18 protein-coding genes are annotated in these 17,416 nt (G+C 58.6%); 8 read left to right on the forward strand and 10 right to left on the reverse strand.

Annotation, left to right across the window (positions count from 1 at the left end; translation table 11 throughout):
• Nucleotides 1-144: 144 nt before the first annotated feature.
• Nucleotides 145-483, reverse strand: a complete 339-nt coding sequence (locus CFBP5473_RS04075) for a hypothetical protein (RefSeq protein ID WP_027677319.1) — start codon at nt 481-483, stop codon at nt 145-147.
• A gap of 528 nt (nt 484-1,011) precedes the next feature.
• Here CFBP5473_RS04075 and CFBP5473_RS04080 point away from each other — a divergent pair.
• The 4 genes from CFBP5473_RS04080 (at nt 1,012) to queF (ending at nt 3,567) form a co-directional block, all read left to right on the forward strand.
• Entirely contained in the window at nt 1,012-1,644 is a 633-nt protein-coding gene (locus CFBP5473_RS04080) for a LysE family translocator (RefSeq protein WP_027677318.1), read from the forward strand.
• 24 nt (nt 1,645-1,668) lie between these two features.
• Nucleotides 1,669-2,055, forward strand: a complete 387-nt coding sequence (locus CFBP5473_RS04085) for a glyoxalase superfamily protein (RefSeq protein WP_027677317.1) — start codon at nt 1,669-1,671, stop codon at nt 2,053-2,055.
• 126 nt (nt 2,056-2,181) lie between these two features.
• Nucleotides 2,182-3,099: a cation diffusion facilitator family transporter gene (locus CFBP5473_RS04090; RefSeq protein WP_027677316.1), complete on the forward strand. Its 918-nt coding sequence runs from the start codon at nt 2,182-2,184 to the stop codon at nt 3,097-3,099.
• 3 nt (nt 3,100-3,102) lie between these two features.
• Nucleotides 3,103-3,567: a preQ(1) synthase gene (gene queF / locus CFBP5473_RS04095; RefSeq protein WP_027677315.1), complete on the forward strand. Its 465-nt coding sequence runs from the start codon at nt 3,103-3,105 to the stop codon at nt 3,565-3,567.
• Nucleotides 3,568-3,749: 182 nt separating this feature from the next.
• Here the strand turns inward: queF and CFBP5473_RS04100 are convergent, their stop codons facing one another.
• Together CFBP5473_RS04100 and CFBP5473_RS04105 are read right to left on the reverse strand one after the other, a co-directional pair.
• A complete protein-coding gene (locus CFBP5473_RS04100; RefSeq protein WP_027677314.1) occupies nt 3,750-4,511 on the reverse strand; it encodes a DUF2076 domain-containing protein in 762 nt (253 codons plus the stop codon).
• Nucleotides 4,512-4,664: 153 nt separating this feature from the next.
• On the reverse strand, nt 4,665-5,255 hold the full coding sequence (locus CFBP5473_RS04105; protein ID WP_027677313.1) for a HupE/UreJ family protein: 591 nt from the start codon (nt 5,253-5,255) through the stop codon (nt 4,665-4,667).
• A gap of 236 nt (nt 5,256-5,491) precedes the next feature.
• Between CFBP5473_RS04105 and CFBP5473_RS04110 the strand changes: the two genes are divergently transcribed.
• Nucleotides 5,492-6,073, forward strand: coding sequence for an ATP-dependent Clp protease proteolytic subunit (locus CFBP5473_RS04110; protein WP_027677312.1), 582 nt, complete (start codon nt 5,492-5,494; stop codon nt 6,071-6,073).
• A 186-nt stretch (nt 6,074-6,259) separates the two neighbouring features.
• Here CFBP5473_RS04110 and CFBP5473_RS04115 read toward each other — a convergent pair whose 3' ends face one another.
• The 5 genes from CFBP5473_RS04115 to CFBP5473_RS04135 form a co-directional block, all read right to left on the reverse strand.
• Complete coding sequence (locus tag CFBP5473_RS04115) at nt 6,260-7,408, reverse strand: IS4 family transposase (RefSeq protein ID WP_136954314.1); 1,149 nt, start codon at nt 7,406-7,408, stop codon at nt 6,260-6,262.
• A gap of 194 nt (nt 7,409-7,602) precedes the next feature.
• Nucleotides 7,603-8,277, reverse strand: a complete 675-nt coding sequence (locus CFBP5473_RS04120; protein ID WP_027675797.1) for a spermine/spermidine synthase domain-containing protein — start codon at nt 8,275-8,277, stop codon at nt 7,603-7,605.
• A 163-nt stretch (nt 8,278-8,440) separates the two neighbouring features.
• Complete coding sequence (locus CFBP5473_RS04125; protein ID WP_027675796.1) at nt 8,441-9,022, reverse strand: transglycosylase SLT domain-containing protein; 582 nt, start codon at nt 9,020-9,022, stop codon at nt 8,441-8,443.
• A gap of 96 nt (nt 9,023-9,118) precedes the next feature.
• Nucleotides 9,119-9,925, reverse strand: a complete 807-nt coding sequence (locus tag CFBP5473_RS04130) for a TrmH family RNA methyltransferase (protein ID WP_413228971.1) — start codon at nt 9,923-9,925, stop codon at nt 9,119-9,121.
• 37 nt (nt 9,926-9,962) lie between these two features.
• The gene (locus CFBP5473_RS04135; protein ID WP_027675794.1) at nt 9,963-10,349 is read right to left on the reverse strand and encodes a hypothetical protein; all 387 of its coding nucleotides are present in this window, start codon (nt 10,347-10,349) and stop codon (nt 9,963-9,965) included.
• A 38-nt stretch (nt 10,350-10,387) separates the two neighbouring features.
• Between CFBP5473_RS04135 and CFBP5473_RS04140 the strand changes: the two genes are divergently transcribed.
• The 3 genes from CFBP5473_RS04140 (at nt 10,388) to rpoH (ending at nt 13,569) form a co-directional block, all read left to right on the forward strand.
• The gene (locus tag CFBP5473_RS04140) at nt 10,388-11,410 is read left to right on the forward strand and encodes an RluA family pseudouridine synthase (protein ID WP_027675793.1); all 1,023 of its coding nucleotides are present in this window, start codon (nt 10,388-10,390) and stop codon (nt 11,408-11,410) included.
• Between the two features lie 285 nt (nt 11,411-11,695).
• The gene (locus tag CFBP5473_RS04145; RefSeq protein WP_027675792.1) at nt 11,696-12,478 is read left to right on the forward strand and encodes a class I SAM-dependent methyltransferase; all 783 of its coding nucleotides are present in this window, start codon (nt 11,696-11,698) and stop codon (nt 12,476-12,478) included.
• A gap of 188 nt (nt 12,479-12,666) precedes the next feature.
• A complete protein-coding gene (gene rpoH, locus CFBP5473_RS04150) occupies nt 12,667-13,569 on the forward strand; it encodes an RNA polymerase sigma factor RpoH (RefSeq protein ID WP_027675791.1) in 903 nt (300 codons plus the stop codon).
• A gap of 84 nt (nt 13,570-13,653) precedes the next feature.
• Here the strand turns inward: rpoH and CFBP5473_RS04155 are convergent, their stop codons facing one another.
• Both CFBP5473_RS04155 and CFBP5473_RS04160 read right to left on the reverse strand, forming a co-directional pair.
• Nucleotides 13,654-15,948 carry a hypothetical protein gene (locus tag CFBP5473_RS04155; RefSeq protein ID WP_027675790.1) on the reverse strand — a complete coding sequence of 765 codons (2,295 nt, stop codon included), beginning with the start codon at nt 15,946-15,948 and terminating at the stop codon, nt 13,654-13,656.
• Between the two features lie 69 nt (nt 15,949-16,017).
• A complete protein-coding gene (locus tag CFBP5473_RS04160; protein ID WP_027675789.1) occupies nt 16,018-17,316 on the reverse strand; it encodes an adenylosuccinate synthase in 1,299 nt (432 codons plus the stop codon).
• Nucleotides 17,317-17,416: the final 100 nt, after the last annotated feature.

A 17,416-nucleotide genomic window follows, 5' to 3' on the forward strand; every position in this document is an offset into this window, starting at 1 on the left:
TGTCAGGGATGTCTCCGAACATCTGTCAACTATGTCTCAAGGCTGTACAACAAGCCCGAGGATGACGAAGTTATGGGCCGTACAACCTCAGTTTCGGCTTGCTCGAAACACTACCCCGAGGACGACCGTAGTCGGGCCACACCCTCAACGCTTGTCCTTATCATGCAGCACCTCCCGCGCCACGTAATCATTCAGACGCCGCAGCTTTTCAAGAGTTGGGTGTTCTGTTGGGTGTTCTGCTGGGACAGTCCATGTCTTTTTCAGCCATGGCCTCTCCTCGTCCGGCGGCAAGATTGTGCCTTGCAGGGTCTGCCCTTCGTCCTGCACATCCCGCGGCCTGCTTTTGTGCCGCAAATGGTGGAGATAGAGCGCCATTGCGCCCAGACCGAAGATGCAGGGCATGTAGATGGCAAGGATCTTTACCCCATCCGACATGGTTCTAAATGTGTGCAGCAAATCTGCGATGACGCTGTATTCGGTCATGCCTATCTCCCGGCGCTCATGGATTGAACGGAAGCGACCACCGGAGGAAACGTACCTCTGGTGGCCGGGGAGTTAGAAAGCCGCACACAAACGACCGCACTGACCTTTAGGCTTGCGCCTTGGACCTACGTCAGAACCTCCCCAGCCATGAAGGCAGAAAAGCTATATAGTCGCAATGGACCGCCTCAGCCACAAATCTATGGCTGAGGGGTGTCATTAACGGTCGACACCGACCGTTGTGTGAAGGGATTTCTAAGGCCCCAAGACCGGTTCGTTACTCCCGATCTCGGTGCAACCATAGCGAAAGCCGAACACCGAGGAAATGGCTATATTTCGCATATGGGCGGTTCGGTGTGTCGATTACAAATCCGTAGACGGAGGGTATCGGTACTACCCTTCCTGTGCTGGCCCCGGTTCTGGTCGCCAATGACCACTCCCCTCGAAAACTTCGGCCTACCCCGAATTGACACCACCCCACCGCTCGGATGACATAGGCCCCGAAACGTCATCTCGAAGAAAGCCAGCCGGATGCTAGACCTCCACCAGCTTCTCATCGTCTACATCGCCTATATCATCGCGGTTGCGAGCCCCGGTCCTAGCAACATGACCATCATGGGCGTTGCCATGAGCCAGGGTAGGGCGCCCGCGATTGTGCTCGCGCTCGGCGTCATGACCGGCTCGCTGTGCTGGGCAACGGTCGCCGCAACGGGATTGTCCGCCGTGCTCGCCACCTTTGCCAACGCGCTTTTCGTCATCAAGATTGCAGGCGGCTTCTATCTTCTTTATCTGGCCTATAAATCCGCCCGCTCCGCCTTCGCGAGGGCACCGCAGGCAGAGCCCGGCACACTCGCCACCAGCCGCGCAGATTACATCAAGCTCTACCGTCGCGGCCTGCTGCTTCACCTCACCAACCCCAAAGCCGTCCTCGGCTGGCTCGCCATCATGTCGCTCGGCCTCAAGCCCGGCGCTGGCCCAGCCACTCTCGCCGCCATCATCGGCGGCTGCGCCATCCTCGGCCTCACCATCTTCTGCGGCTACGCCCTGCTATTTTCCACCGCACCCGCCATCCGCATCTATCAGAAGGCCAAGCGCTCTATCGAGGTAACGCTTGCCTTGTTCTTCGGCTTTGCGGGCATCAAGCTGCTGTTGAGCAGGGTTTAGCACCGCATTCCGAGGGAGCGATACATGTCGAACCAACCACATTTCACCCGAACCTGCCCCATTCTCCGCATTTTCGATGAGACCAAGGCGCGGGAATTCTACGTGGATTTCCTCGGCTTTTCCGTGGATTGGGAGCATCGCTTTGGGGAGAATTTTCCGCTTTATATGCAGGTGTCGCGCGCGGGACTTGTGCTGCATCTCAGCGGGCATCATGGCGATGCGACGCCCGGTTCGAATGTTTTCGTCAATACCGTTAACATCGAAGCCTATCAGCGCGAACTCGCCGCCAAGGACTATACCTTCATGAAGCCGGGTGTGGAAAAGCTGCCCTGGGGGCTTCAGATGGAAGTGACCGATCCCTTCGCAAACCGCATCCGTTTCTGCGAGCAGGAAGAAGCCGAAAGCGCTTGACCCCGCGCCCACTTTAAATCATAGAACGCTCAAACAGCGAACCGCCTGCACGAACCTTCGTGTGGGCGGTTCGTGCGTTTTGGGGTCCATTTCTGCAATTCATTCGCATCCGCACGGGGTCTAGTCATGAACGCTGAAGGTAACGCTCTCGTCAGAAAGCTGGCTTTCTGGGGCATTCCGTTTTCACTTGCGATCCTCGGCCTGAAGCTTCTGGCATGGTGGGTCACGGGGTCTGTCGCGCTGTTGTCCGATGGTCTGGAATCGACCGTCAACGTCGTTGCGGCCTTCATCGCCTATTTCGTCATTCGTTATGCGCAGAAGCCTGCCGATGACGATCACCAGTTCGGCCACCACAAGGCGGAATATATTTCTGCCGTTATCGAAGGCGTGCTGATCGTCGTTGCGGCGCTGTTGATCGTCAAGGAAGCCTATGCGGGGCTGTTTGCGCCGCGCCTGCCGGAAGCGCCGGTTCTGGGTCTGGCGATCAACGGCTTTGCGGGTGCGCTCAACGCCATCTGGGCAACGATCCTCATTCGTGTCGGCAAGAAGCATGCTTCGCCTGCGCTCACCGCCGATGGTCAGCACATCATGTCGGATGTCGTCACCTCGGGCGGCGTTCTCATCGGCCTCGCGCTGGCAATCGCTACCGGCTATGCCATTCTCGATCCCGTTCTCGCCATCCTCGTTGCCATCAACATTCTCGTCCAGGGCTCGAAAGTCATTCTGCATTCCCTCGGCGGTTTGATGGACAAGGCCGTGGAGCCCGAGGAGGATGAGGCGATCAGGCAGGCGATCTCCGAGAATTCGGCTGGCGTTCTCAACGTGCATGATCTGAAGACCCGCCGCGCCGGTGCCGCCGCCTTCATCGATTTTCACGTCGTGGTTCCGGCCTCGATGTCGGTTGGAAAAGCGCATGAGATTTGCGACCGCCTTGAAGATGCCATAAGGGAGGCCATACCGGGCGCCACGATTGGCATCCATGTGGAGCCTGAGAGTGAAGTGGCGCACGGCGTCAAGGTTGATGTTATCGAAGCAGGAGTTTGAACCATGTCAGTGACGGATGTTTCCGGCCTGTCGCAGCTGGGCGCGCAGGTTGCGTCGCCTGAAAACCCGGAAAGTGCTGTTCTGGAAAAAGTACCGAACGGCAATGCCGGAACGGATTATGTCGTGCGCTTCACCGCGCCGGAATTCACCTCGCTCTGCCCCATGACGGGCCAGCCGGATTTCGCTCATATCGTGATCGATTATATCCCCGGCGATTTTCTCGTGGAATCCAAGTCGCTGAAGCTGTTCCTGCATTCCTTCCGCAACCACGGCGCTTTCCACGAGGATTGCTCGGTTTATATCGCCAAGCGCCTCGTAGAACTGCTTGCACCCAAATGGCTGCGCATCGGCGCTTACTGGTATCCGCGCGGCGGCATTCCCATCGATGTGTTCTGGCAAACCGGGCCAGCGCCCGAAGGCGTCTGGCTGCCGGATCAAGGCGTGGCGACCTATCGCGGTCGGGGCTAGGCCCTTTTCAATATCGGGTTCAGGCCGCTTGCGATTTGGGCACGATGAGATGTGCCGCAGCCTCCTTTGGGGATCGACAGAGCAACCTCACCGCCGTCATCCCGGCGCAAGGCCGGGATGACGGAAGGAGGAGGCGTCTTGCGGAAAACCCATCTCCCCAGTCAAGCCGGACAGCATTCGATTCAGACGAAGGAATCTCCATCGCCTGAATCGAAATCCGTATCGTCGTTGCTTTCGTCATAATCCGCCTGCTGCAGATTATCGTTGTTGTCGGTGGCATCCTGCTGCGAGCGGTCGTCATCATTGTAGTAGTTGTTGATGACTGTCTCCTCGACCGGCGCATTGCCAGTTCCCGCGCCGCCAAGGCCACCCCAGCCGGAAGACGCGACGTGGTTGGAGAAAATGCCGCTCAGCGAGTTGGCCAGCAGCATGCCGCCCGCCACACCCGCCGCCGTACCCAGCGCACCCTGCAAAAAGCCGCCACCGCCGCCGCCCATTCGCCCAAATGCGGAAGTCTGTGGCTGCTGCGTCCACGGGCCGCTTGGCTGCTGCTGAGGCTCGGGGCCGCGACCCCAAGGTCCAGCCGTCTGGCCTGCCGTATCGTTTCGATAGCTCGGTTGCGCAGTCGGTGCCGGAGCGGGCGTCTGCGATTGGTTGCTTCCAAAAATCGAGCTCAGGAAGCCGCCCTGCGTGCCGCGCTGCTGGTCTGCGGTGCCGGTCTCAAGCTGGTGAATGCGCTCTTCCAGCTGGCGAATATGCGCCGCTGCGGCCTCGAGGCCCTTTTCCTGTACGATAACCGCCTGCGCCAGATAATATGGCGAAGACGGCTGGTCGCGAACCGCCTGACTGATCAGCGTTTCGGCTTCCGGGTCTCTCTGGGTGGTGGATGCGGTTTTCACCCTGTCGAACAGGGATTTGAGAAGTTGGGTTTCTTCTGGTGACATGTCTTGCCTCCTTGGCACGCAAATCCCGCACTGTAGAGCGTACTTGTGCGCCCTGAAGGACGCACGGCGCTCTGGAAACGCATACCAAGGAGTTAGAGTTCAATTCCGGCTTTTAAAAGCCCCGGAAACCTTACATTTCAGTAAGGTGATACCTCATCCACCGAAAGCGAGCGAAAGACCCGCAATCGCCGTCAAACCGCCAGCCACGCGCGCTGCAATGGTGCCGAAACGCGAGACGCCAAGGCCAAGCGCCACGCCTGCCAGATGCAGCAGCGCGGTGGAAATCATGAAGCCGATGCCGAATTGCAGCGCGCCAGCAGAGCCCAGCTCGCCACCATGCGCATGGCCGTGAAACAGCGCAAACACGCCCACAACGGCTGCTGCCGCAGATGTCGGCAGCTTCGCCGCCACCGCCACCAACAGGCCAAGCCCGATGACAGATGCCAGAATTGCAGGCTCCACGAAAGGCAGACCGACACCATAGACCGCCATGAAAAAGCCAACCGCCATGGTGCCGACGAACGCCGCCGGAACTGCCCAAAGCGCGTTTTTACGGCCTTCGGTGCTGGCAATCTGCGAGGCCCAGAGGCCGACGGCCACCATCGCCAGAATATGGTCTGCACCGAAAATCGGGTGCGAGACACCCGCCATGAAGGAGCCGTGCTCTTCCGGGTTCAGGTGGGCGAAGGCGGGCAGGGTGGTGGCGGCAAGACCTGCTGCGGCGATTGAAAGTCTCTTGAACATCGATCCCTCTCATATTGTTTTGCACCGGCTGGCGCGGCTCTTGGGAATGCCGGTCAACCGATTGTTATTAACGATATCCTAGCCATGAACTTGCTGTCTATGCGGCATTTGCCGGTGGTCGGGCTCATGCCCTGTTTATTAAGCAGTTCCGCGCCTTGTCTTTTTCGCTCATTGTTTTACGACACAAATCACACTATGTCCGATAGGTAATGAATTACGTTGGAGACCGTCGCATGATGAACGAAGAAGAAGACGACAAGAGCAAGGAACTGCCGATCGGTAAGGAAACGGAAGCGAATCTTTTCAAGTCGCGTTCGATCTTCATCTATGGCGGTATCACACAGGAACTGGCGCAGAAGGTCTGCACCCAGCTCGTGGCTCTTGCTGCTGCCAGCGATGACGATATCCGCGTCTACGTGAATTCGCCCGGCGGCCACGTCGAATCCGGCGATAGCATCCACGACATGATCAAGTTCATCAAGCCGAAGGTCTATATCATCGGCACGGGCTGGGTCGCTTCCGCTGGCGCGCTGATCTACGTATCGGTGCCGAAGGAACGTCGTCTTTGCCTGCCCAACACCCGCTTCCTGCTTCACCAACCCTCCGGTGGCACACGCGGCATGGCGTCGGACATCGAAATCCAGGCCCGCGAAATCATCAAGATGAACCAGCGCCTGATCAAGATTTTCTCAAAGGCCACCGGCCAGTCGGAAGAAAAGATCGCCAAGGACATCGACCGCGACTACTGGCTCGGCGCAGAAGAAGCCGTCAATTACGGCCTCGTCGGCAAGATCGTCGAGAACCAGTCGGAAGTCTGAGACTTCAGGTTCAAGGTTTAAAACCGCGCCGGTGAAAGCTGGCGCGGTTTTTGTGTTTTTGGGCGAAAGAAAAGGTTCGCGCCACCCTCCGCCGTCATCCTCGGGCTTGACCCGAGGATCCAACGAACCCCTACGTCCAACGTGGTCAGATCCTCGGGTCAAGCCCACTACTGTCCGGTTTAAATTTCAGTCCCACATCAGCACCATCTGGTTTGGGGATTTGGACGGTTGTGTGGGTGGTTTAAGGAGTTGGTCGGATCGCCTTTTGTGCATGAGGTTGAGGCGTACGAGGCGGGTGAAGGTGAGCGGTTGCGTGATGGCGCTCTGGCAGGCCTGCGCCATGCGCAGCACAAGATAGGCGATGAGGGCGACATAGGTCTGGATGCGCACGGCGTTTTCGGATGCTCCGAAGAAATGGCGTATCCTGAGGTTCTGCTTGACCCATTTAAAGAACAGTTCGATCTGCCAGCGCTGTTTGTAAAGCTCGGCAATCTCTTCGGCTGGCGCATCCAGATCGTTGGTGACGAGCCGGATGGTCCTGCCCGTGTCGATCCGCACCGCGATCTCGCGCAACGGTTCGGAAAAGGGATTGCGTCTCGAGCGCGCCATGCGTTGTGCCAACAGCCCGATCCTGTCGCACAGGATGTGATCGCTCTCGCTTGGAGGCTGTTCGGTGGCGGCCTGAAGATGCGTGTTGGTCTTCAGCCGTGTGACGAAGCGGCAGCCTGCCCGGTCCAGCGCTGCCCACCACGCGAAATCATAGTAAGCCAGATCAAAGACATAGGTCATGCCGGGTTCGATCGGCATGGCCTTTGCGGGCACGATGTCGTTGGTTCTCTGGCCTGTCATGGTCATCGCCATGGGGATGTCGCCATTCGGATCGTAGGCGACATGCAGCTTGGCGGCTCTGCGCCCGCTGACCATATCGGCCCAGCCATCGCTCATGGAGGAGAGGGCGACGCGGGTGGCGTCGAGCAGGCGCACCGCATCGCGGATATGGCGACGGGTTCTTCGGCTGGCGGCAGCCGCCATATGGGAGAACAGATCGGCAAAGACGCCCGCAGGCCTTGTGGCATTGGCATCGGCAAGGGTGGAGCGCGCCACGCCGTGGGCACCCAGATGATAAAGCTGGTTGCGGTGGCTCGACAGCCCTGCCTCGATCTCGCGCAGGCTTTGCGCGCCGGAAAGCTGGGCAAACAGAAGCGCCAGCAACTGGTCCTTCATCGAAAACCGCCGAACCCTGTGATCGCCCTTGTACTTATCCACAAGCCCTTCGAAGACCTGCCAGGGAACATGCTTCTGTATTTGATGAAAAACGCTATTCTGGTGGCGCATGACGTTGATCTCCTGTTCGTGTCCAGATCGCCGCGAAACGTCTGAAACCGAGTAGAATCAATGTCATGCGCCTTGTCCAGAAATTTAAACCGGACAGCAGTGGGTCAAGCCCGAGGATGACGGCAGAGAGCGAGGCGCCGCCGTCACTCCACCGCAAACGCCCGCCACAATCACCCTGAAATCGACACTCCAAACTACACCTTCGTCGCCAGCCACAACATATGCCGCGCACCGCCGCGTTTGCCATTGGCGCGAACCGGCACCTCATCCGTTGCAAACCCGACCTGTTTCAGCCGTCGCGTGAAAGCGGCATCCGGCGCGGAAGACCAGACGGCCAGAACCCCGCCCGACCGCAAGGCCGTCTGCGCCGCCAACAACCCATGGCGATCATAAAGGCTGTCGTTGGATGGCCGCGAAAGCCCATCCGGCCCATTGTCCACATCCAGCAAAATCGCATCGTAAGCCGCTTTTTTCGAGCGGATCAGCGCACCCACATCACCAATATGAATATCGACGCGCCCATCATCTAGCGTGCCTTCATGAAGCGCCGCCATTGGCCCACGCGCCCACTCCACAACGGCTGGCACCAGTTCTGCCACCGTCACTTTCGCATCATCAGGCAACACGCCTAGCGCTGCCCGAAGCGTAAACCCCATGCCCAGCCCGCCGATCAAAACACTCTGCTTTGCGCGACCAGCAATCCGCCCGCAAGACAAGGTCGCCAGCGCCTCTTCGGACCCACTCAACCGGCTGTTCATCAGCTCGTTCGAACCGAGCATGATCGAAAACTCTTGCCCCCGCTGCTTCAGCCGCAACTCGGTGCCATCACCGGGAATGGGGGCACGGTCCAGTTCTATCCAGGGCAGCATTTGTTTTCTCGCTGTGAGTTGATGGCGCGCGTTTAGCATGCGGAGTGTTGGGAGAACAATGTTTCATCCGCCTCGGGCTGCACCTGCCACCTAAAAATCCATGACTTAACTCCCGCTATCGTCATGATTTACTGCTCTGCCTTCAGCCCCTCAGACCTGTTTTTCAATACCCACAATCCCGAAGCTGCGCCTCGTAGCGGATCGCCATATTGGCGGAACGCCGCGCAGCTTTTTGGATGGCAACATTGTTGCGCCAGACGCCCTTCGCGTAGCCGCCATGGCCGGAATAGTAGGCGAGGTAGAGATTGTAGGGGTCGTTGAGGGCGATGCCGTTCTGGCGGTTGCTGGTGGAGTGGTACCAGCCGACGAAATGGATGGCGTCGGTGAAATCGGTGCGGCTGGCGTTCCAGCGGCCGGTTTCTCGGCGATAGCGATCCCAGGTGCCGTCCAGTGCCTGTGCGTAGCCATAGGCGCTGGACTGGCGGGTCCATGGAATGAAGCCGAAGAGCTTGGTGCGTGGCGGGCGGGCATAGGGCTGGAAGCTGGATTCCGTGTAGATGGTTGCCATCATCACCGGCACGGGCACGCCGAATTCGCGTTGGGCTGCCTGCGCATCCTTGCGCCAGTTGTTGAACATGCCGTTGCGCTGTTCGAAAATCGCGCAGGCATTGGTGATCTGCGACGGGGCGGTCGCACAGCCTGCCAGAACGATGAGAAGAAAAACGGCGACAAAAACGCTACGCATCGCAGAAACCTTTCGTTCTGCGAATTAGTAAATCGTAAATCTTAATGCCGGGTTTTGAGACAAGGTTAACTCAAAAGCGAGCTATTAACCTTTTGTTTAGAGTCGTCCCATGGTCGTTGCCATCTGATAGAGTGCAAGGCCAGAGGCCGTGCCTGCATTGAGGCTATCGAGGTGAGGGGACTGCGCAATTCGGGCCGAATGGAAGCGCGACAGAAGTTCAGGCGGCAGGCCGTCACCTTCCGTTCCGATGACCAAGGCCATGCGCGGTGAGCGTGGTATCTCGCGAATTTCGGTGCTGCCGGATGGGGACAGGCTCCAGATTTCAAAGCCTTCCGCCGCCAGCATCTCTAGCATGGAAAGCGCGTTGCCGCCGCGATGATAAGGCACCGACAGGACGGAGCCGACAGAGACGCGCAGCGCCTTACGATAAAGCGGGTCGCAGGAGGTGGCATCCAGAAATACCGCATCGGCCAGAAAGGCGGCGGCGTTGCGGAACATTGCGCCCATATTGTCATGGTTCGAGATACCGCAGCCCGCAACGACCAGCGATGTCTCGGGCAAGCTTCGGATCGTATCCAGCATATTGCGCGTGCCGGTGCGGGAGCCGAGCGCCAGAATGCCGCGGTGGAGGTGGAAGCCGACGATGCTATCCAGCACCTCCGCTTCCGCCACATACACCGGCACATCTGGTGGAAACTCGCTGAGAATATCCAGAACACCGGCGAGGCGGTTCTTCAGGATGAGGATGCAGTCTGCACGGAAATCGCCGCCTGCCTTATGCGCTGCTGCCAGCATGCGCAGTACGACGGTGCCTTCCACGATGAACTTGCCGTGCCTGCCGATCAGGTCCCGCTCGCGAATATCGCGAAACGGGGCGATCCGTGCGTCATCCGCCTGCGTCATCGCAACCGGGACAGCGCCGTTCGGCAGGGCTGCAAGCTCATTGAGCATCGATGGTGACGTCTGCGACGAAGCGGCCGTTCTGGACGTTGAAGACCAGCGCCTTGCGTGTACCATTGGCGAGGCGACCGTAAAACAGCATGTCGCCATTGGCGAAGGATACGTTTTCGATGGTAAAGCCCGGCGGCAGGCTGGCGGTGGCGGCAATCGGCGCATCCGAAGGCACCTGCATCGACTGGTTCGTCGCAAGTGTTGCGGTTTTGGATGGACCTACCGCCTTATAGACAACGGCGCCGAAGACAGCCATAAGGCTGATAAACATCACGGAGCCCGACACGATCTGCAAACGGATCATCTTGCGGCGAACTTTTTCCATGGCCGGGTCTAGCGGCTTGTCTTCCTGTTCGTCTTGCTCGATCTGCGTCATCGGGGTCCTTGGAATTATCGATTGATCGGAAAATAAGAATGAACGACCCCTTTAAACAAGGCGGAGACGCAAGGAAAGTCCTGATTGCTGGCGAAGATGCGGAAGGGCGTCTGGACGCGTGGCTTGCCGCAGAAGTTGGGGGCGATCTTTCGCGCAGCCGCATCAAGGCGCTGATGGAGCAGGGGGCCGTCTTCCTGAACGGTACTGCGGTCACCGAGCCCAAAAAGAAGATCCGCGTCGGCGACCGCATCGAGATTACCATGCCGGAGCCGGAAGACCCGGAACCCAAGGGTGAGGATATTCCGCTTGAGGTGGAATATGAGGATGAAGACCTGATCGTGCTGTTGAAGCCGCCGGGTCTCGTGGTGCATCCGGGCGCGGGAAACTGGACCGGAACGCTGGTCAACGCGCTGATCCATCATTGTGGCGATAGCCTCTCCGGCATTGGCGGCGTGCGCCGACCGGGCATCGTGCACCGTCTGGACAAGGAAACCAGCGGCGTGATGGTCGTTGCCAAGAATGATAATGCGCACCGGCATCTGGCCGCGCAATTTGCCGACCATGGCCGAACCGGCCCGCTGGAGCGCGCCTACAAGGCCATCGTCTGGGGGCGTCCGAAATCCCTGCGCGGCACCATCGATGCGCCGCTGGGGCGCGGCGCGGACCGCACCAAGCGCGCGGTAAGGCATGAAGACGCCATCGATGCGCGTGAAGCCATTACCCATTATGACGTGGTGGAGCGCTATCATGAGAAACCGGATGCCACCTGCCTGGCATCATTGGTTGAATGCCAGCTGGAAACCGGGCGCACGCACCAGATCCGCGTGCATATGGCCCATATCGGCCATCCGCTGATCGGCGATCCCGAATATGGGGCGGCGTTTCGCACAAAGGCCAATCTGCTGCCGGAGCCTGCGAAGACCGTGGTCAACCGTTTTCCGCGCCAGGCACTGCATGCCTATCTTCTCGTTTTCGAACATCCGCGCACCGGCGAGGTGATGGAATTCGAAACGGATATGCCGGATGATATGGCGGCGCTTGCCGACGCATTGAGAGCATAAACCCACAACAAAATTCATTTGCATTCGCGCCGGGCAGGGAAATCTCTGTCCGGTTTTCTTTTGTTCAAATATGGCTCCAAGTAACAGAGCTTGTTTGCTATTTAGTTTATCATGTTAAGCTAAAGTTTTATGAATTTATTCTTGTCTCAATTTCGCTTCAATTTCCTATAGTTTTTGCGTTGCAGCAAATATCGGTTTGATTTTCCAGAAGACTTGAACGTATTTTCATCGAGACATTTCATCCCCTCACCTTGGTAAGCCACAAAGCAACAGGGAAAAGACAAGATGAATGTAAACGACCGAAAGTTTATCTTTCACGATCTCCAGAAGATCGAAGGCTATATCGATCCGCCGGATGCTCTGGTCTTTTCCTCCCTGCTCCATGCACAGAAGCGGCGCTCGCTGGGCGGTGGCATTGCGGAGATCGGTGTGTTTTATGGCCGCTCCTATTTCCTTCTGCGCAGGGTGGCGGGCGACGATGCTCCGGTTCTTGCGGTCGATCTCTTCGATCTGGATGACGAGGGGGAGGGGCTCTCGCAATATGAGCGTTTTCTTGAGAACGGCAAAAAGCTTAACCTCAAGATCGATCAGGACCTCGTCATTCAGGGAGACAGCACATTGCTGACCCCGGAAGAGGTGATTGAGAAGGTCGGCAAGGTGCGCTTTTTCAGCATCGATGGCGGGCACATGCTGAACCATGTGCTGGCAGACAGCGCATTGGCAATGGATGTGCTGGACGACCACGGCATCATCGTCTTTGATGACACCTTCAATCCGCAGTGGCCGGAAGTGACTGTTGGCGTTGCGGATTTTCTGCGCACGCAGGGAGATTGTTTCACCGCTTTCTGCATGACGAAATACAAGACCTATGTCTGCCGCAGGGAATATCATGACTTTTATGAGAACGCCGTAACCCAGTCGCAGGAACTTGGTGCCTTCGACCATGTGGAAACGGAATTTCTGGGTTCCAGGGTGACGCGGCTGCACAATCCCATGGGCCGCAGGATGATTTACGAGTTGATGATCCGCTCTGGACTGACGAATTTTTCGGAACGAATTTATCGCTAGGCGGTTTTTCCGATGTCCCTTTGCGGCGGAGATTATTAACGGATGTGTGAACAGTGCGTTCGCTTGAAACGCGCTGTGCCGATACATATTTGTTACGTGGGTTGATGCGGGGTCGATAATGACCCGCGACATTGGTTCGCCTTATCGAAGGGAGCCTGCCTAGAACAAAGATATAAAGGGGGTGCTTTATGGCCCGCAATAGTTTGCCATCCATTACAGCCGGTGAAGCCGGTCTCAATCGTTATCTCGATGAAATTCGCAAGTTCCCTATGCTGGAGCCGCAGGAAGAGTACATGCTTGGCAAGCGTTATGCCGAACATGGCGACCGCGATGCTGCGCATAAGCTGGTAACCAGCCACCTCCGTCTCGTGGCGAAGATTGCCATGGGCTATCGCGGTTATGGCCTGCCGATTGGCGAAGTTGTGTCCGAGGGCAATGTGGGCCTGATGCAGGCGGTGAAGAAGTTCGACCCGGATCGCGGCTTCCGTCTGGCGACCTACGCCATGTGGTGGATCAAGGCCTCTATTCAGGAATATATCCTGCGTTCATGGTCACTGGTGAAGATGGGCACGACCGCAAACCAGAAGCGCCTGTTCTTCAACCTGCGCCGTTTGAAGGGCCGCCTTCAGGCCATTGATGATGGCGATCTGAAGCACGAACACGTCAAGGAAATCGCGACGAAGCTTCAGGTCTCCGAGGAAGAAGTTATTTCGATGAACCGCCGCCTCAGCGGCGACGCGTCTCTAAATGCGCCGATCAAGGCTTCCGAAGGTGAATCCGGCCAGTGGCAGGATTGGCTGGTGGACGACCATGAGAGCCAGGAAACGGTTCTGATCGAGCAGGACGAGCTCGATACCCGTCGCCGTATGCTTTCCAAGGCGCTTGGCGTGCTGAATGATCGTGAGCGTCGCATTTTCGAGGCGCGCCGTCTGTCGGAAGATCCGGTGACGCTGGAAGAGCTGTCCAGCGAGTTCGACATCAGCCGCGAGCGCGTGCGCCAGATCGAGGTTCGCGCCTTCGAAAAGGTGCAGGACGCGGTACAGAAGGAAGCTGAGGAAGCGGCGAAGGCACTGCGCGTAGTCGACGCGTAACCTCGCGTCCCTGTTTCAGCGAATACCTCCCAAGCAAAAGCCCCGGTGAAGATGTTCACCGGGGCTTTTCTTTGAGGTCTGATTTTACTGGCCGTCGGCTGGAGACGCTGCCGTCCATTCGCGCAGTGCGGTGTCGAACGCAGCCTTGCCATCTGCACCCTTCTGAAGGGTCAGAAGTGCGCGGCGGCCGTTGCGGTAAGCAACCGGAATATCGATCCAGTCACGCGTTCTCATCAGTTCCAGATTGGTCTTGCGAGCATCCGGGAAGTCGTTTAGCGCGATCATGTGGAAATCGTCGGTGATCTTTGCCGGAACGGCGATCAGGGCGTTGCCCCTGTCCTGCTCGGTGGACTTCATGGCAATGCGCTGGACGCTGTCGATGGCGCCGCCTTCGAAGCCGGGCGAAACCGAGAAGACGATCTCGACCAGATGGCTGGCTGGGAGGGACGGATCGGTATTGCGCTTGAAGGTGATCAAGGCGCTCAAGCCGCGGCCCGGAATGTTGATCTGGCCCTGCACCGTGGAAGATGGCTTGCCAGCATCATCCTGTTCACTCTGCAACGACCAGGAAACCGTACCTTCGATGGCCGTCGGGACCGTTTGTCCAAGCACCTCTTCATAGAGGAACATGCGGTCGCCCTTGGCTGCGGCAGTCGCTGCGGGTGTCTGCTGCGCCGGTGCCTGACCTGCCGGGGCAGGTGTGGTGGCGTTGGTCTGGGCCGGAGCCTCGTTCTGCTGATAGACCGACTGGCCCTCCGCCGTTGCAGGCTGGCCATTGGCGCCCGGGCCTGCACCTTCGTCACGTTCCGTGCCATCGGCCAGGAGCCGCTGGGTGAACTTGGTGCCGGTAACGGAGCCGTCATCCGCTGGTGTCGCAGCCGGTGGCGTCGTCTGGCTTTGCTGTCCGTTGGTCGCGGGCTGGGTCGGTGCGGGCGTCGTGGTGCCGTTCGCCGGTGCGGATGCCGTCTGCGTTGAACCGCTTGAGCCATTGCCGGTCTGCGCCGAATTGACGAGACCACCGACCATGTCGTTCAGCGCATCGCGGTTGGCCCAAAGCGCGTAACCGCCGCCTGCCAGAACGACCAGAATGCCGAGGCCGAGGACGATACCGGCGTAATTGCGCTTCTTTTTCTTCTTCGTGGCATAGGCAGCGGCGGGAATACCCTCGCTGACGAAGCCGGAATCGAAATTGGAATTGCTTGCCTTGTCGCCACGATCATTGACGCCGCCATCATAGCCGATCAGGTCTTCCAGATCGTCCCAAGGGGTGCGTTCCTTGTCGTCTTTCTTGGCGGAGTCGACGGCGAAAGGATCCTCATCCGCGCGCGGAAGGGCGGGCGAGTTCTTTGATGGCAGATCGAGCGCGGTGTCCTGGAAATAGGACGAGAAGTCCTCAACCACTGCCTGTTTCGGCTTGTCCTGCGCTACCGGTTCTTCATGCTGCTGGCGCTCGTCTTCGAAAGCGACTGGCTCCGCGGCATAGCGATGCTCTTCAGGCGCTTGGCGATGCTCGGGTTCGACATGCACTTCGCCGTAATAATTGGCTTGCCCGTTATAGCCCGCAGCATAGGGCAGGGGCTCATTTTCGTGCAGAACCTCGTCGTCCCGCTCATGCGCAGCAGGCTGTTCTTCGTGGCGCGGCGCTTCTTCGTAATGTTCTACGGCAGCATCGTCCGCCTTCTGCCATGGCTCTTCGCCCTGGTTATCCTGACCGACCCAATCGCGATGCGCGTGGTCCTCTTCCGCTACCGGTTCATGCTGAACGGGCGCGTAATGGACCTCTTCCGTGTTGGTGGTGAAATAGCTTGGCGCTTCGTCACGATAAGCCTCGGCTGGCTTATAGGGCTCGGGCTCGATTTCTTCCGCGTGGTAGGCTTCCGGCTCCCGGTAAGCTTCGGGCTCCGGGGCTACCTCGGCTGCGCGGTAAGCCGGTTCCTCGACAGGTTCCGTCTCCGCATAGCGTTCTTCTTCGCGAGGTTCTTCCTCGTAGGCATGATGCGCCGTTTCCGGCTCGGCGTGATGTTCCGGCTCGAGACGGACGGGTTCGACCGTATCGGGCTCTTCGGCGTAGCGCTGTTCCTGCGCTACGCTTTCTTCATAATAGGGAAAAGAGACGTCTGCTGCGGCAGGCGCGATATCGTCCTGCTCTTCCTCGGTTGCGGGAAGTGCTTCTGCGTATTCACCCTCGACCTCGGCAATAGCCGTGTCCAGCTTCAGGATCTGCCGGCGAAGCAGTTCTTCCGGCGGGCGCGGCTTCATGTTCTCAAGCTGGCGCACGACAGCGCTACGCGCCTTGTCGTATACCTTCGCCCGGTTTTCGGGAGTATTGTTCGCCAAGCCATCCACGGCTTTGCGAATGACTGCTACAAAATCCGCCATAAGCACTTTCTCGTCGAGGCCAGCATATGCTGACCCGAAATGGTTTATGAATCCTGACCGCGGAGGAGATTAATCCTCAAATGGATCAGTCACAAGTATGGTGTCGTCGCGCTCTGGGCTGGTGGAGAGCAGGGCCACCGGTGCGCCGATCAATTCCTCGACCTGACGAACATACTTGATTGCTTGAGCAGGCAAATCCGCCCATTTGCGGGCACCGACCGTCGATTCTTTCCAGCCTTCCAGCGTGATGTAGATCGGCTCCACGCGTGCCTGTGCACCCTGGCTTGCTGGCAGGTGTTCGATTTCCTGACCGTCCAGCTTGTAGCCGACGCAAATCTTCAGCTCATCCAGCCCGTCCAGAACGTCGAGCTTGGTCAGCGCAATGCCGGTGATGCCGTTGGTGGCAACCGACTGGCGAACCAGTGCCGCATCGAACCAGCCGCAACGGCGCTTGCGGCCTGTGACGGTGCCGAATTCATGACCCTTTTCACCGAGGAACTGACCGATTTCATCGTTCAATTCGGTCGGGAAGGGGCCTTCGCCAACGCGCGTCGTGTAAGCCTTGGTGATGCCGAGAATGTAACCCAGCGAACCCGGACCCATGCCGGAACCGGCAGCTGCCTGACCTGCAACCGTGTTGGACGAGGTGACATAGGGATATGTGCCGTGGTCGATATCGAGCAGCGAGCCCTGAGCGCCTTCGAACAGGATGCGCGCGCCAGCGCGGCGCTTCTTGTCCAGCAGCAGCCACACGGTTTCGCTGAAGGGCAGGATCTTGTCTGCGATCGAGGTCAGCTCTTCCATGATCGTGTCGTGGCTGACTTCGGCAGCGCCGAAACCGCGGCGAAGCGCGTTGTGGTGCGTGAGGATACGGTCCACCTTGGCGGACAGCGCCTCGCGGTCTTCCAGATCCATCACGCGGATTGCGCGGCGGCCGACCTTGTCTTCATAGGCCGGGCCGATGCCGCGGCGCGTCGTGCCGATCTTGGTGCCGCTGTTGGAAGCGGCATCTTCGCGCATGCCATCCAGCTCGCGGTGCAGGGAGAGAATGAGGGTCGCGTTGTCGGCAATGCGCAGGTTCTCAGCGGTAACCTTCACGCCCTGGGCTTCCAGACGGCCCATTTCCGCGATCAGCGCGTGCGGATCGACGACGACGCCATTGCCGATGACGGCCAGCTTGCCGGGGCGGACAACGCCGGAAGGGAGCAGCGACAGCTTGTAGCTGACGCCATCAATGACAAGCGTATGACCGGCATTATGACCGCCCTGATAGCGCACGACGACGTCGGCACGCTCGGACAACCAGTCAACAATCTTACCCTTGCCTTCATCGCCCCACTGCGAGCCGACCACGACTACATTCGTCATTTCTTGCTTTCCTGCTCATGGCGCCCCGGGACGCCCTTAACTCAAACCCGCAAATCTATACTGTGTTGTTTTGCGGAAAGCGACCCTGTTTATGCGGCGG

Source organism: Agrobacterium larrymoorei (assembly GCF_005145045.1).
GTDB lineage: Bacteria > Pseudomonadota > Alphaproteobacteria > Rhizobiales > Rhizobiaceae > Agrobacterium > Agrobacterium larrymoorei.

Coding starts and splice junctions, on each gene's coding strand:
- CFBP5473_RS04120 (WP_027675797.1), bottom strand. CDS start 8,277: ATGCTGCCCTGGATAGAACTGGACCGTGCCCCCATTCCCGGTGATGGC.
- CFBP5473_RS04135 (WP_027675794.1), bottom strand. CDS start 10,349: ATGACGCAGATCGAGCAAGACGAACAGGAAGACAAGCCGCTAGACCCG.
- CFBP5473_RS04130 (WP_413228971.1), bottom strand. CDS start 9,925: ATGACGCAGGCGGATGACGCACGGATCGCCCCGTTTCGCGATATTCGC.
- CFBP5473_RS04155 (WP_027675790.1), bottom strand. CDS start 15,948: ATGGCGGATTTTGTAGCAGTCATTCGCAAAGCCGTGGATGGCTTGGCG.
- CFBP5473_RS04110 (WP_027677312.1), top strand. CDS start 5,492: ATGAACGAAGAAGAAGACGACAAGAGCAAGGAACTGCCGATCGGTAAG.
- CFBP5473_RS04140 (WP_027675793.1), top strand. CDS start 10,388: ATGAACGACCCCTTTAAACAAGGCGGAGACGCAAGGAAAGTCCTGATT.
- rpoH (WP_027675791.1), top strand. CDS start 12,667: ATGGCCCGCAATAGTTTGCCATCCATTACAGCCGGTGAAGCCGGTCTC.
- CFBP5473_RS04090 (WP_027677316.1), top strand. CDS start 2,182: ATGAACGCTGAAGGTAACGCTCTCGTCAGAAAGCTGGCTTTCTGGGGC.
- CFBP5473_RS04100 (WP_027677314.1), bottom strand. CDS start 4,511: ATGTCACCAGAAGAAACCCAACTTCTCAAATCCCTGTTCGACAGGGTG.
- CFBP5473_RS04145 (WP_027675792.1), top strand. CDS start 11,696: ATGAATGTAAACGACCGAAAGTTTATCTTTCACGATCTCCAGAAGATC.
- CFBP5473_RS04080 (WP_027677318.1), top strand. CDS start 1,012: ATGCTAGACCTCCACCAGCTTCTCATCGTCTACATCGCCTATATCATC.
- CFBP5473_RS04075 (WP_027677319.1), bottom strand. CDS start 483: ATGACCGAATACAGCGTCATCGCAGATTTGCTGCACACATTTAGAACC.
- CFBP5473_RS04115 (WP_136954314.1), bottom strand. CDS start 7,408: ATGCGCCACCAGAATAGCGTTTTTCATCAAATACAGAAGCATGTTCCC.
- CFBP5473_RS04105 (WP_027677313.1), bottom strand. CDS start 5,255: ATGTTCAAGAGACTTTCAATCGCCGCAGCAGGTCTTGCCGCCACCACC.
- CFBP5473_RS04085 (WP_027677317.1), top strand. CDS start 1,669: ATGTCGAACCAACCACATTTCACCCGAACCTGCCCCATTCTCCGCATT.
- CFBP5473_RS04125 (WP_027675796.1), bottom strand. CDS start 9,022: ATGCGTAGCGTTTTTGTCGCCGTTTTTCTTCTCATCGTTCTGGCAGGC.
- CFBP5473_RS04160 (WP_027675789.1), bottom strand. CDS start 17,316: ATGACGAATGTAGTCGTGGTCGGCTCGCAGTGGGGCGATGAAGGCAAG.
- queF (WP_027677315.1), top strand. CDS start 3,103: ATGTCAGTGACGGATGTTTCCGGCCTGTCGCAGCTGGGCGCGCAGGTT.